The organism is Candidatus Terasakiella magnetica (genome assembly GCF_900093605.1).
Classification (GTDB): domain Bacteria; phylum Pseudomonadota; class Alphaproteobacteria; order Rhodospirillales; family Terasakiellaceae; genus Terasakiella; species Terasakiella magnetica.
Genome location: NZ_FLYE01000001.1, coordinates 274,009 through 287,604, shown reverse-complemented (window position 1 = coordinate 287,604; position 13,596 = coordinate 274,009). Strand labels below are relative to the sequence as shown.

The 13,596-nt window shown below is 44.9% G+C and carries 15 protein-coding genes; 8 read left to right on the top strand and 7 right to left on the bottom strand.

The window, feature by feature from the left end; all coding sequences use genetic code 11:
• Positions 1–56: 56 nt before the first annotated feature.
• On the bottom strand, positions 57–455 hold the full coding sequence (locus tag MTBPR1_RS00985) for a rhodanese-like domain-containing protein (RefSeq protein ID WP_069185679.1): 399 nt from the start codon (positions 453–455) through the stop codon (positions 57–59).
• Positions 456–554: 99 nt separating this feature from the next.
• Here MTBPR1_RS00985 and trmFO point away from each other — a divergent pair, with 99 nt between their 5' ends.
• Both trmFO and MTBPR1_RS00975 read left to right on the top strand, forming a co-directional pair.
• Entirely contained in the window at positions 555–1,907 is a 1,353-nt protein-coding gene (trmFO, locus tag MTBPR1_RS00980) for a methylenetetrahydrofolate--tRNA-(uracil(54)-C(5))-methyltransferase (FADH(2)-oxidizing) TrmFO (RefSeq protein WP_069185678.1), read from the top strand.
• Positions 1,908–3,125: a threonine ammonia-lyase gene (locus MTBPR1_RS00975; protein ID WP_069185677.1), complete on the top strand. Its 1,218-nt coding sequence runs from the start codon at positions 1,908–1,910 to the stop codon at positions 3,123–3,125.
• On the opposite strand, the gene MTBPR1_RS00970 is transcribed toward MTBPR1_RS00975, so the two are convergent.
• On the bottom strand, positions 3,126–3,953 hold the full coding sequence (locus MTBPR1_RS00970; RefSeq protein ID WP_069185676.1) for a squalene/phytoene synthase family protein: 828 nt from the start codon (positions 3,951–3,953) through the stop codon (positions 3,126–3,128). It abuts the gene before it with no gap.
• Positions 3,954–4,017: 64 nt separating this feature from the next.
• Here MTBPR1_RS00970 and MTBPR1_RS00965 point away from each other — a divergent pair, with 64 nt between their 5' ends.
• The 4 genes from MTBPR1_RS00965 (at position 4,018) to MTBPR1_RS00950 (ending at position 7,368) form a co-directional block, all read left to right on the top strand.
• Positions 4,018–4,743, top strand: coding sequence for a squalene/phytoene synthase family protein (locus tag MTBPR1_RS00965; RefSeq protein WP_240492837.1), 726 nt, complete (start codon positions 4,018–4,020; stop codon positions 4,741–4,743).
• Entirely contained in the window at positions 4,740–5,573 is an 834-nt protein-coding gene (locus tag MTBPR1_RS00960) for a phytoene/squalene synthase family protein (RefSeq protein WP_069185675.1), read from the top strand. Before MTBPR1_RS00965 ends, MTBPR1_RS00960 begins: the two co-directional genes overlap by 4 nt.
• Complete coding sequence (locus MTBPR1_RS00955) at positions 5,570–6,682, top strand: hydroxysqualene dehydroxylase (RefSeq protein ID WP_069185674.1); 1,113 nt, start codon at positions 5,570–5,572, stop codon at positions 6,680–6,682. The genes MTBPR1_RS00960 and MTBPR1_RS00955 overlap by 4 nt, the downstream gene beginning before the upstream one ends.
• A 92-nt stretch (positions 6,683–6,774) precedes the next feature.
• A complete protein-coding gene (locus tag MTBPR1_RS00950) occupies positions 6,775–7,368 on the top strand; it encodes a superoxide dismutase (RefSeq protein ID WP_069185673.1) in 594 nt (197 codons plus the stop codon).
• 69 nt (positions 7,369–7,437) lie between these two features.
• Here MTBPR1_RS00950 and MTBPR1_RS00945 read toward each other — a convergent pair whose 3' ends face one another.
• Genes MTBPR1_RS00945 through yajC form a run of 4 tightly spaced genes read right to left on the bottom strand, consistent with a single transcriptional unit; the run spans position 7,438 to position 10,788 of the window.
• Positions 7,438–7,818 carry an Mth938-like domain-containing protein gene (locus MTBPR1_RS00945; protein ID WP_069185672.1) on the bottom strand — a complete coding sequence of 127 codons (381 nt, stop codon included), beginning with the start codon at positions 7,816–7,818 and terminating at the stop codon, positions 7,438–7,440.
• Positions 7,818–8,771 (bottom strand): protein translocase subunit SecF, encoded by a 954-nt coding sequence (secF, locus tag MTBPR1_RS00940; RefSeq protein ID WP_069185671.1) that lies wholly within the window; start codon positions 8,769–8,771, stop codon positions 7,818–7,820. The genes MTBPR1_RS00945 and secF overlap by 1 nt, the downstream gene beginning before the upstream one ends.
• A 14-nt stretch (positions 8,772–8,785) precedes the next feature.
• Positions 8,786–10,345, bottom strand: coding sequence for a protein translocase subunit SecD (gene secD / locus MTBPR1_RS00935; protein WP_069185670.1), 1,560 nt, complete (start codon positions 10,343–10,345; stop codon positions 8,786–8,788).
• Positions 10,346–10,374: 29 nt separating this feature from the next.
• Positions 10,375–10,788, bottom strand: a complete 414-nt coding sequence (gene yajC, locus MTBPR1_RS00930; protein ID WP_069185669.1) for a preprotein translocase subunit YajC — start codon at positions 10,786–10,788, stop codon at positions 10,375–10,377.
• 134 nt (positions 10,789–10,922) lie between these two features.
• Here yajC and MTBPR1_RS00925 point away from each other — a divergent pair, with 134 nt between their 5' ends.
• Both MTBPR1_RS00925 and MTBPR1_RS00920 read left to right on the top strand, forming a co-directional pair.
• Positions 10,923–11,780: an ATP-binding protein gene (locus MTBPR1_RS00925; RefSeq protein WP_069186056.1), complete on the top strand. Its 858-nt coding sequence runs from the start codon at positions 10,923–10,925 to the stop codon at positions 11,778–11,780.
• Between the two features lie 183 nt (positions 11,781–11,963).
• A complete protein-coding gene (locus MTBPR1_RS00920; protein WP_165602588.1) occupies positions 11,964–12,836 on the top strand; it encodes an ABC transporter substrate-binding protein in 873 nt (290 codons plus the stop codon).
• Here MTBPR1_RS00920 and xth read toward each other — a convergent pair.
• Positions 12,826–13,596, bottom strand: coding sequence for an exodeoxyribonuclease III (gene xth, locus MTBPR1_RS00915; protein WP_069185667.1), 771 nt, complete (start codon positions 13,594–13,596; stop codon positions 12,826–12,828). The two genes, MTBPR1_RS00920 and xth, sit on opposite strands and share 11 nt — an antisense overlap.

The window sequence follows — 13,596 nt, the reverse complement described above, 5'->3', positions numbered from 1 at the left end:
TACAATTTTTCAGTACTTTACAGAGAGTTAAATGTAACGACAATAGCTGTCTTTGTTTATCCGAGCGGAAGTTTGTATTTCTGCCATGCCTTCATGCCGCCTTTAACAACAGACACATTGGTAAAACCAAGGTTTTTCATGCTTTTTGCCGCCATTGCAGCACGTTGTGAGGACAGGCACATTACATAGACCTTATGGTCAAGATATTTGCGCTTTTCCTCAATATTTTCGCCAATCTCATGGGGTTGCACATTAATGCTGTTTAAAGCATGGCCTGATTCAAATTCTTCAGGGGTGCGCACATCAATCATCACTGCATTTTCATCATCTTCCATGCGTTTAAAAACGGCCTGTGCATCCACAAAAGGCACACCAGCGAGAAGACGCGGCAACATGCGCAATGAAATAAAGGCAATGGCGATAACAACGATGGATGTAAAGAGTGGTGAATCCATAAGATTTTTCCTGTTACATTAGTTAACCATTTTGTATCTATTTTTATAAAGATACGCAAGGCTCTTGCTAATTGTTTAAACAATCTATATGTCGTGAATATGACAAAAACACTTCACATTATTGGTGGTGGTTTGGCTGGTAGCGAAGCTGCTTGGCAAGCGGCCCAACGCGGGATCAAGGTTGTCCTGCATGAGATGCGCCCCGTGCGCCCAACTGACGCCCACCATACAGGCACATTAGCAGAGCTTGTTTGTTCCAATTCCCTGCGCTCTGATGATGCACAACATAATGCTGTTGGGCTCATGCATGAAGAGATGCGCCGTTGTGGCTCCCTCATCATGCGCTCAGCTGATGAACATGCTGTTCCAGCTGGTGGTGCTTTGGCTGTGGATCGTGATGGTTTTGCCACTGCGGTACAATCAGCCCTTGAAGCCCATGAAAATGTTGAAATTGTCCGTGAAGAAATTACCGACATTCCCGGTGAAGAATGGGATCAGGTGATCATCGCCACAGGGCCGTTAACGTCTGAGCCCCTCGCCAATGCGATTAAAGCGCTAACGGATGAAGATTCACTTCATTTCTTTGATGCCATCGCCCCGATTATTGATAAAGAAAGTATCGATTTTTCAAAAGCGTGGTTTCAGTCCCGCTATGATAAAGGCGATGGTTCTGATTACATCAACCTGGGTATGACGCGGGAGCAATATGACCAGTTTATTGATGACTTGATTGCTGGGGATAAGATGGAATTTAAAGAGTGGGAGAAAAACACCCCCTACTTTGAAGCCTGCTTGCCCATTGAAGTTATGGCAGAACGTGGTCGTGAAACCCTTGCCTTTGGCCCCATGAAGCCCGTTGGGCTAACCAACCCCAATGATCCAGATACAAAACTTGCCGCTGTTGTACAGCTTCGCCAAGATAACAAGCTTGGGACGCTCTATAATATGGTGGGTTTTCAAACCAAGTTAAAACATGGCGAACAGGTGCGTATTTTCAAAACCATTCCGGGCTTGGAAAATGCAAATTTTGCCCGCCTTGGCGGTATCCACCGAAATACATTTATCAATTCCCCTCGCCTGTTAAATGACACGCTCAAACTTAAAGGCCGAAACAATATTCGTTTTGCAGGTCAAGTCACTGGCTGTGAAGGCTATGTTGAAAGTACGGCTGTTGGTTTGATGGCAGGGCGTTTTGCTACGGCTGAATTAAGTGATCAAGAAATCAGCACGCCCCCACAAGTCAGCGCCCTTGGTGGTATCTTAAATCACATCACTGGTGGCGCGGATGCCTTGACATTCCAGCCCATGAACATCAACTTTGGTTTACTCCCGCCAATGGACGTGCGAAATGAACGGGGTAAACGAGTTAAAGGTAAAGAGAAAAAAGCTGCGGTTACAGCGCGCGCGCTCAAAGCCTTGGATGAATGGCTGGAAAAAACGGACCGGGTATAAATGATATCGATTGAGGCAATAGAACAGGCGCAAAAAACCATGGCAGATCATTTGCTATGTACGCCCTTGGTTTATTCTCAATCCTTATCAGACCTAACAGGGGCAGAGGTTTTTCTAAAACTAGAAAACCTGCAAACCACCGGATCATTTAAATCGCGCGGCGCGTTGATTAAACTTGCCCATTTAAGCAAGGAAGAGGCGGCAAAAGGCGTTGTTGCGGCTTCTGCGGGAAACCATGCCCAAGGCGTGGCCTATCATGCCAAACGTTTGGGCATTCCCGCCACAATCGTCATGCCCGTTGGCACACCCTTTAACAAAATTTCCAAAACGGAAGGGCTTGGCGCCAAAGTTATTGTGACAGGTGATGCTTTTAATCAGGCGCGCGATGCGGCCCTTAAGCTGGTTGAGGAACAAGGCCTTACCTATATCAGCCCGTTTGATGATGAAGATATCATTGCAGGTCAAGGTGTTGTGGGCCTTGAAATTATAGATCAGGCAGAAACCGCTTTTGATTTTCTGTTCGTGCCCATTGGTGGTGGCGGGTTGATGGCTGGGGTGGCTTCAGCTTTTCAGGCACAATGTCCTGAAACAAAACTCATTGGCGTGCAATGTGATGCCTATCCCTCCATGCATGATATCTATTACGGGTATGATAATACTCGGGGTGGTCAAACCATTGCAGAAGGCATTGCGGTAAAATCGCCCGGTCAACTCACAGCGCCCATCATTCAACACACCGCCCATGAGATCATGGTTGTAAAAGAAAACGCGATTGAACAAGCCGTTCTTTCCCTCATGGAAAAACAGCGCCTTATCGTTGAAGGAGCTGGCGCTGTTGGTCTGGCAGCCTTGATGGATCACAAAGAAAAGTTTCGTGGCAAGCGTGTATGCCTGATCCTTTCTGGCGGAAATATAGACTCGCGTATTCTCTCCTCTGTGTTAATGCGCGGCCTTGCGCGTGATGGACGTATGGTGAAACTGCGCATCACCCTGCCCGATCAACCCGGCAGCCTTGCCACTATTGCCAAAATGATGAGCTACCAAAGCGCCAATATCGTTGAGATTTATCACCATCGCATGTTCTATGACCTACCTGTTAAAATGACAGAGGTCGATGTGGTGGTTGAAACATTAGATACCGAACATGTCGGTCTGTTGGTGGCACATTTTAAAGACAGTGGGTATCACTGTCGTATCATCAGCGATTCTGAGGCCTGATTAATATTTATTGCGCCACGCTTTAAAGCCGAGCTTGAGCTGTTTTACAAGGCGACCGGAGCCTAAGTTCGGATTAAACGGGTCAAAATCTACTTTTTCCAAACGTGCCAGATAATCTTCAATCGCTACTGTATTTAACAAAACCGCATTTGTTGAGCTTTTCGTTTCGCGCGCTGTTGCAATCATCTTTTTAATTTCCCCCACAAGCTCACGCGTGCAGGCTTTTAAGCCCTCATCACATTTCAGTTCAAAGAAAGATTTCAAATCCAGATTATGGCTCTGAGCAAGAGAGCGTGGAATTTTACAACGCCCAGAGCGCGCCTGAAACGCCATGGTTTTAATCATCTGGCACAGGCTGCTTGCTGCCCCAATCAGCTTTGCGGCGTCACTGATCTCTAATCCAATCGCCCCTTCCTTAATTTGCGCTGCTACACCGCCTGTGGCTTCAAGATAGCGCAGTAAAGCGGGGAGGTCGTCATGGGCTTGGTCTTCCATATCAAAGGTTCGTGCATTGAAATAACGCTCAAACAAATCCTGCTCTACACCTTTATCCTTTAAGGCTTGGATGATTTCTTTATGCATGCCATGTTCAACATTGGGCGCTTTATCTGCATAGATATCCCCCACCAGATCACGCCACCATTGCAGGCGGATCAATCCCATATGAGCTTCATTAACCACATCGCGAATGCGCGCCGTTTCCATATGGAAAACCTGCATGGCAAAAAACGCCTCTTGCTTGTCAGCAGGGCTAAAAAGACCGCAGAGAAACTGGTCATGATCGTTCTTTCGAACTTCTTGTGCACATAAACTTAAGGCTTCAGTCATCACATTCGCTTTTGATTTGGATAAGGACCTGTGTCATATAAGTCCTTTAAAAGGAAAAGGCAAAGTGTCAAAGAACGCAAATACAGAAAATTTCCCCGTTGCCAGTCTCTTGCTTGCGCCCTCTGTGCGCAGTGAGGTCATGGAATTTTACAGTTTTGCGCGCAAAGTTGATGATATTGCCGACTCTGCACACCTAAGTGCCGATGAAAAACACCAACAGTTGGATATGAAGACCGAAAGTCCTTTTTTAAAGGATTTACTGGTCGCTTTTCGCCAAGATGTAGATCAAAACCGATATAAAACATGGGATGAGTTGCTGGATTATTGCCAATATTCCGCAAACCCTGTGGGGCGTTTTTTATTACATGTTCATGGTGAAAGTCCTGAAGGGCAAAAAGCCAGTGATGCCTTATGTAGCGCTTTACAAATCCTCAATCATCTACAGGATTGCCAAAAAGATTATAAAGCGATTGATCGCATCTATTTACCCGAAGAATTCCTCAAAGACGGTGAAAGTTACGAGCATTTTCTAAGCCTGCCTGCAATGGAGCCACGCTTTCGCGAGATTTTCGATCTTTGTCTTGAAAGAACCCAAGCCCTTTTGCTTGAAGCCATAAAGTTACCAAAATTGATCAAAAATAAACGGCTGCGTTATCAGGCCAAAGTCACTGTTTTATGTGGATTGGCCTTGGCTGGAAAACTTCGTAGAAATGACCCATTGGCTAATCGTGTGGAACTCAGTAAGCTGGACAAACTCCTTCTTGCCTATAAAGGTTTTTATCCTCTATGACCCATGCGTCGCCTAAAGATTTTGATTTTGTCGAGACCATTGTCAAAGAGTCTAAAAGCTCCTTTGCCGCAGGCATGAAAGTCCTGCCTGTTGAGCGCCGCGGTTATCTTTATGCGATCTATGCTTATTGCCGCGTGCTTGATGATATTGCCGATGAAGATGATTTGCGCGAGAACAAGTTAGCTGAGCTTAAAAACTGGCGCACCAAGATTGATGAGACCCTTAAAGGCAAGCCCGATTGCGCCATTACACGTATCTTGGCTGATGGTATTAAGATATATGATTTACCCACCCAAGAGCTCTACAACCTGATTGATGGCATGGAAGCCGATGCCAATGGCCCGATCAATAAGCCGACCTTAGAAGAACTGTACCAATATTGTCGCAATGTGGCCGTGAGTGTTGGATTACTTTCCCTGCCTGTTTTTGGCAGAACGGATGAAGGAGCAAAAGAGTTTGCCATTGAACTTGGCTATGCCTTGCAACTGACAAATATTTTGCGCGATATCCCTGAAGATGAAAGCATCGGGCGGATTTACCTCCCTTCAGACCTGCTAGAAAAACATCACGTGGAAAGCTTGCAGTCATCTGAATTATCAAAGGTTTTAAAAGAAATCGCGCAGCTTGCGCAAAATCATTATGATAGAACAGAAATCTTATTAAAGAAAATTGGCAGCCAAAATCTGTTGCCCGCCCAAATGATGAAGGCAGGCTATTACAAGATTTTTGAAAAGATGCAAAAACGCGGCTGGCATATACTTTCCCCAAGGATTCGCCTAAGTAAAACCGAGAAAGCATTCATGGTCATGAGAATGCTCACCAAAGTATGACGGGTACCGTTCATATTATTGGGGCAGGCCTTGCCGGATTAAGTGCAGCTGTTCATGCAAAAAATATGGGGCTGAAGGTCAAACTTTACGAAGCCACGCCAATTGCTGGTGGGCGCATACGCAGGGTCGAACACCATGATAATGGCACGCATCTGATTATTGAGGGTTATAGAGATAGCTTTGAATATCTTGATCTCATCAATGCACGTGATCACTTAACGCCTTATGAGAGTGCAAACTTTCAATTTCACGAGCCTGAAACAGGCCTATCTTGGTCCCTACCCGCACGTCACCTTTTTGCACAGATTGCGAAGAAGGTTATTCCTGAGATCAGCCTGTTTAACATCTTTGGTAAGGTTGCACAGAAACGCTTATGGGACCCGTTTTTTCTAGCTGTGTTTAACACACCAGTGTCACAGACCTCCCCCAAGCTAATAGCTCAAACAGCAGTTGAGTTGATAAAGCAAGGTCCAGATGCCTTAAGGCCTTATTTCCCAATTACGACCTTAGAAGAAACGTTTTTCACTCCCGTTAAAGATCAACTTGATATTGAATTTGGTCAAAGGCTTAGGGGGCTAAATAAAAAAGAACTCATTTTTCGCTCAAAAACAGTATCTTTGAAGAAAAACGATCAAGTTATCCTGGCCCTTCCTGCTCAAGCTTATAAAAACATAGTGTCAGATATTAAAACGCCCGAGTTTACAAATAGTTCCATTGTTAATATTCACTATGAGCTTTCAAGCAGTCATAAAGAACAGTTCATCGGGCTTATTGGTACACAGGCTCATTGGTTATATGTGAAAGATAATCATGCTTGTGTGACAATCAGTCATGAAATTGATCATATTGATGAAGAGACGGTCTGGCAGGAAATTTCACCTTTCTTACCTGATGAGACACAGCCAAAAGCCAAAACCATTTGTGAAAAACACGCAACACCGCTTCAAAATAAAATATTTTCAAAGAACAGGGCGCAACAACGCACAGTCTATAAAAATGTCTTTCTTGCAGGTGATTGGGTGGAAACGGGCCTTCCCTGCACCATAGAAAGTGCCATAAGGTCTGGGAAAAAGGCAGCTCATTTGGCCCATAAAAATAGTTTATCGTAATTTTTTTACACCAAAGGGTTCTTTTTTGACCATAGCGACCCTATTTCTGTCTAAGACGATAAAACATAACGAAAACCCAAAGAGGTCCCCCTATGGCATTTGAACTTCCCGCCTTGCCTTATGCACAAGATGCACTTGAGCCCCATATCTCCGCCAATACACTGAGTTTCCACTATGGCAAGCACCATAACACCTATGTTGTGAACTTAAATAACCTGCTTGGTGATGATGCAGGCTCAACACAGGATGATTTAGAATCTGTGATTCGAGATGCCGCGGGCGATCCCGCAAAAGCAGGTATTTTTAATAACGCAGCCCAAATCTGGAACCATACATTTTACTGGAACTCCATGAAGCCCAATGGTGGCGGTGAGCCAACGGGTGAACTTGCCGCTAAGATCAATGAAGCTTTTGGGTCTTATGACAAATTTAAAGATGAGTTCTCTCAAGCCTGTATCACGGCCTTTGGCTCTGGTTGGGGCTGGCTTGTTCTTGAAAATGGTGAGCTAAAAATCACGAAGACAATCGGTGCTGATACACCACTTGCACATGGACAAAAAGCGTTGCTTACCTGTGATGTGTGGGAGCATGCCTATTATCTTGATTATCAGAACCTGCGCCCAAAATACGTAGAGACGTTCTTAAATGAGCTGGTGAACTGGGATTTTGTTGCCTCACAACTTTAAGCGCTAAAATCCAGACAATAAAAAAACCCGCGAAAATGCTTTAAAACTTTTCGCGGGTTTTCTTTTTTCTTATACGGCAATGATTGCAGCTACGACCCTTCGATCCTCCGTCTGCAGCACATTAAAGGTGCGCGCTGCAGCGCCTGAGTTCATCCACTCCAAGATCAGGCCTTTTTCTTTGACCTTCTCTTTGAGCTCTTTGGGCGGCATTTTTGAAAGCTCGCCACAGCCCACAACAAGAATGTCGTAATCTTCATCCGTATCTAATAGCTTTTCAAGGGCTGTTAGATCAATTTCAGATGCTTCACTCACTGGCCAAGGCTCAACCTTCCCATCATAGAGAAGGACAGAGCCCGTGACTTTGTGACCATTAACTGTAAAAGTCCCATCACCATATGATTTAATCATCAAGCGATTGTCAGTAATGACAGGGGTGATGTCTAAGGACATTAAACAGCACCCTCGCCTTCGACTTTTTCAATCTCAGAATTTTCTTCATCTTCATCATCGCTGCGACGAATGCTGAAATAGGTCAGGATTGGAACAGCCAAACAGATTGAAGAATAAGTCCCGATCAAGATACCCCAGATCATGGCAAAGCTAAATCCACGGATGACTTCACCACCCAAGATGTAAAGCGCAAGCAAGGCAAGCAAGGTGGTAACAGATGTCATGACTGTACGAGACAATGTTTCATTGACTGATTTATTGAGTAATTCAGCCAAATCCATTTTCTTATACTTGCGCAAATTCTCACGCACACGGTCATAAACAACCACCGTATCGTTGATGGAATAACCCGCAATTGTCAGGATCGCCGCAACTGTTGAAAGGTTGAACTCCATCCCCAACAGGGCAAAGATACCAATCGTTGAAATAACGTCATGGATTAGGGCAATCACAGCGCCCATACCAAACTGCCATTCAAAGCGAAACCAGATGTAAATCAAGATCGCACCAATGGCGAAAGTCACCGCCATCACACCATCCATAAAGAGTTCTTCAGACACTTTTGGTCCAACAAACTCGGTACGGCGATATTCAACACTATCTTTTAAGACGTCTTTTACCGCTTCCACAGCAGTTTGCTGGGCTTTTTCATCGCCATCTTGGCGTTGAATGCGGATAAGCACTTCTTCGGGCTCACCAAACTCTTGAATGGCAACTTCACCAAGACCTAAGCCGCCCAGTTGGTCACGCAAGGCACCAATATCAGCAGGCCCGCTTTTGGAGCGAATTTCCATCATGATACCGCCTTTAAAGTCGATACCGTAATTAAGGCCCTTTGTGCCAAACAATCCAAGTGAAGCAAGGATTAAGGCAACAGAGAAGGCAAAAAACATGAGTTTCTTGCCAACGAAGTCAAATTTTGTTCCAGCAGGAACCAAATGCAAATGTTTCATATTCAGCTCCTCCTTTAAAGTGCCAGTTTCTTTGGTTTGTTTTTACGCAACCAAAGAACAACTTGTAAACGCGTCACCATAATGGCGGTAAACATGGATGTGAGAATACCAATCGCCAATGTCACAGCAAAACCGCGAACTGGGCCTGAGCCAAATTCAAATAGCAAGACCGCTGCGATCAAGGTGGTCACGTTGGCATCGATAATGGTTTTAATCGCGCGTTTGTAACCAGAATCCACCGCTGCAATCGGACCAAGGCCATTGCGTAATTCTTCGCGGATACGCTCAAAGATCAACACGTTGGCATCAACCGCCATACCGATGGTCAAAACGATCCCGGCAATACCCGGTAATGTGAGTGTTGCTTGTAATAAGGACAGCGCCGCCGTGATTAAAATGATGTTAAACATCAAGGCAACATCAGCATAAATTCCAAAGCGCCCGTAAGTCACGATCATAAAGCCAATTACAGCGATCAAACCAACGATGGAGGCGATTTTACCAGCCGCAATTGAATCAGCACCAAGACCTGGGCCAACGGTGCGTTCTTCAAGAATAACCAGTGGTGCCGGCAAAGCACCCGCACGCAACAGCAAAGAAAGGTCGTTTGCTTCTTGTACGCTAAACTGACCTGTAATCACACCACTGCCGCCAAGGATTGGGCCTTGAATATTAGGTGCGCTGATCACTTTACCATCTAAAACAATGGCAAGGCTGCGATTAACATTTTTGGCAGTGACTTGACCGAACTTCTTACCGCCCAAGGCATTAAAGGTAAAGGACACTACAGGGCGGCTATCTTGAAAGGTCGGCTGACTATCAATTAACATATCGCCAGAGACTTCAACTTTGCGGCGAACAGCATAATTTCTGCTTTCGTTTTCCGCATCTGGCAGGGACAAAGTCCCCGGTGGGATGCGACCCGCCATCAAGTCTTCAGCAGAGACATTATGATTAACCAAATGGAATGTCATTTTGGCTGTTTTACCAAGCAAACGCTTCACATCTTCCGGATTATCAATACCGGGAAGCTGGATGAGAATACGCTCATCACCTTGACGCTGGATATTTGGCTCTTTCGTGCCTGTCTCATCAATACGACGACGAACAATCTCAATTGATTGTTCAACAGCTGAACGCTTAGCCTTTAAGATGGCATCTTCAGTCAGTGTAATGGAGATTTTACTCCCCTGTGTAACTGTTTCAGCACCTGTATCGATTTTGCGCACGAGGTCATATGCTTGATCAATCTGTTCAGGCTTTTTGATCTGAACATGAACCGCATCATCTTTAACCCCAAGCCCAGTGTAGCGAATACGCTCACTACGCAAAGAGGAGCGAACAGCATCTACAATTGAGACGAGACGTTCGTTGATAACGGTTTGGGCTTCAACTTCTAAAAGAAGGTGTGAGCCCCCTTGAAGATCAAGCCCGAGACTGATTTGTTGGTTGGGAAGCCATCCCGGCAGATTGTCCGTCGTCTTACGGTCAAGCATGTTGGGCGCAGCAAATGCCACGCCCAATAAGCAAACCGAAACCACGAGGGCAATTTTCCATTTGGCGAAGTAGACCATGGTTCAGGTCCCTTCCTTTATATTCGTGATTAGTCTTTTTTGCCGCCGAACAGTTTTTTCAAACCACCCGGTTCTTCAGTTTTTTCACCAGAGTCATTGGCTGCTTCGCTAGAGCCTTCTTCGTCTGATGCTGGTTCTGTTTTACTCGTTACCTGAGCGATCATCTCACGACGAACTTTAACAACAGTGTCTTTAGCGATTTCTACAGATACTTCTGTGTCGCTGTCGACTTTAGTCACTTTACCCATGATGCCACCGCTGGTAACAACATTGTCACCACGACGCAGTGCACCTAACATCGCTTTATGTTCTTTAGCGCGCTTTTGCTGCGGGCGAATCATAAGGAAGTAGAAAACAACAAAGATAAGGATAAGCGGCAAAAAGGCTTCGATACCGCCACCAGCACCACCAGCAGCTTGTGCATAAGCCGGAGAAATGAGCATTGAAAACTCCATAAGTTAGATAGAAACTAGAGATGGGTGAACCCCAAACTTGCGCGGGACTATACATTGTGATGTTTACATTTTCTATATGAATCCGTAGCTTTAAATGACTTTTTTACATGAATGAGGCTGTCATGAGCGATCCACAAATTTTATCCGTCCTTTTACGCATCGCAGATGCCCTTGAAAGACAGTCTCCAAAACTGGTTGTTGAAAACGATCTCTCCCATGCAAATGCCTATGTCTGGCAGTCAGAAACACATGGTTTGCAAGCCGTTCATAAGGTCAATCACATCCCGCTTGGTATGCTAGAAGGCATTGATTTGCAAAAAGAAATTCTATTGAAGAACACACAGCAATTTGCCAATGGCTTCTCCGCAAACAATGCCTTGCTGTGGGGGGCGCGTGGTACAGGTAAAAGCTCCATCGTTAAGGCTGTTCATGCCCAGGTCAATGAGGAAAAGCCTAATTCACTTATTCTCATAGAAATCCACCGTGAAGACCTTTCAAGCATGCCTGATTTGCTCAAAACACTCAGCCATACGGAAAAACGCTGCATACTGTTTTGTGATGACCTGTCATTTGATGATAACGACACTTCGTATAAATCCTTAAAAGCTGTCCTTGAAGGCGGCATTGAAGGACGTCCAGATAACGTTATTTTCTATGCCACATCCAACAGAAGGCACCTCATGCCACGCGATATGATTGAAAATGAACGCTCAACAGCCATTCATGCCTCAGAAGCAGTTGAGGAAAAAGTCTCTCTTTCTGATCGTTTTGGTCTCTGGCTTGGCTTCCATAATATGGATCAAGATACATATTTCGCCGCAATTGCAGGTTACATATCTAAATACAATCTAAATATTACAGAAGAAATCTGGAAAGCCGAAGCCATAGAATGGACCGTAACGCGCGGCGGGCGCTCAGGACGCGTTGCATGGCAATATATTCAGGATATTGCAGGCAGGCTCGGGCAGAAACTCACCTAATACTTTATCACACTTGCATCCTACGTATTAGTGGGTATATAAGCCCGCCTCTAAGTCTTTTTAATCAACTTTAAATATGTATCAATGAGTGCGTTTGTCTTTAGATGTGTCCTTTTTTGCACGCTGTTTCTATTTGAAGCAGTACCTGCGCTTGCATGCACAGCTGAACATAAAAGCATCTTGATGGTTCATTCCCAATTGGGTCTACCCTACGAAGGCTTTTCAACTCCCTTTATACATGAAGTTAAAAAGACACATAAAAAGCTACAGATCGACCACATCAATCTTGAGAATCATGAGAAACACTTAGTTCGTTCTCTTATTAAAACAGATTACACAAATATCTGTGCTGTTGTCGCGGTTGGGACAATTGCTTTGCGCGCTGTTCGTGATCAAAAGATATTGCCCTCAACTCTTCCCGTTATCTTTGGTGTTGTAACAGACCCTGTTGGTGAAAAAGTCATTGAGGGTTTTAACGTCAAGCCAAAGGGGCGTTTTACGGGTGTTTCTTTTTCAATCGATATTAAAGAACGCTTGCGCTTCATGCGCCAAACCTTCCCTGATGCAAAAAATATCGGCGTCATCTATTCGACCATGCCGCAATCTCTTAGCTATAAAAAATGGCTTGTTAATCTTGAGCATGATCTTGAATTTAAAGATTTGAATTTCATCTATCGTCGTGTGGGGATGATCACAAAGCAGGATGGACCATATAAGATGATTAAACGGGCTGAGCGTCCTATTCTTGCGCTTAAAGACCAAGTCGATCTTTTTATCTCCCCAAGTGATCAAATGGGTATTTTGCCACAATTTGCCCAAGCTGTTGTAAAGCTCACCAACAAACCAGTCTTTGGTCTGGCGCAGAAAGATGTTGAGATTGAGATGGGGGCTGTTGCCTCTGCCTATCCCGATATTAAAAACAGCGCCATTATTGCGGCTAAAATGATGACAGGCATCCTTAAAGGCAAAGCGGTTTCAAACTATCCCCCACAAAGGCCGCGTGCGGTTAATCTCATCAATAAAAAAACCGCTAAAGCCTTTAAAATTAAAGGCTAAGCTCACACCAAACAGGCGTGTGGTCAGAGGCTTTTTCCCAACCCCGTGGGGTTTTATCAATATTTGAATCGACTAAAAGGTCAGCCGCTTGTGCAGAAAGCAAAAGATGGTCGATCAAAACGCCATGATCTTTATTCCACCCGCCCCCGCGGTAATCCCACCATGAGAATTGCCCCGGCTCTGGGTGATAAAGTTTATAGGCATTGGTTAGACCCATATGGAGATGCTTGCGATAAAGCTGGCGACCTTCTTCGCGACAAATGGCATCACTACCCATTTTTTGGATATCGTACACATCGCCATTATCAGGGGCGACGTTATAATCACCACCTAACACGAAAGGAATTTCTTCTGCCAAGAGCTCTTTTGTGCGCTCAATCACACGCTCCATAAAGCCAAGCTTGTAGGTGAATTTCTCCGTATCAACCGGATTCCCATTTGGAAAATAGATAGAGGCAACCCGCACACCGCCCGTATTGGCCTCGATATAGCGTGATTGAACATCTTCTTCATCACCGGGAAGCTTATCTAAAACAACATCAATTTCATTTTTAGATAAAATCGCAACACCATTAAAAGATTTTTGCCCGACAAACTCCACATGATAGCCAAGCTCTTTAAGCTCTAGGGTGGGAACGGCATCGCCCGGCGTCTTTAATTCTTGTAAAAGAGCCACATCGGGGTTGAATTCTTTAAGCCAGCGTAACAAATGTTCAGTACGCGCATTTATGCCATTTACGTTCCAAGTTGCAATCTTCAT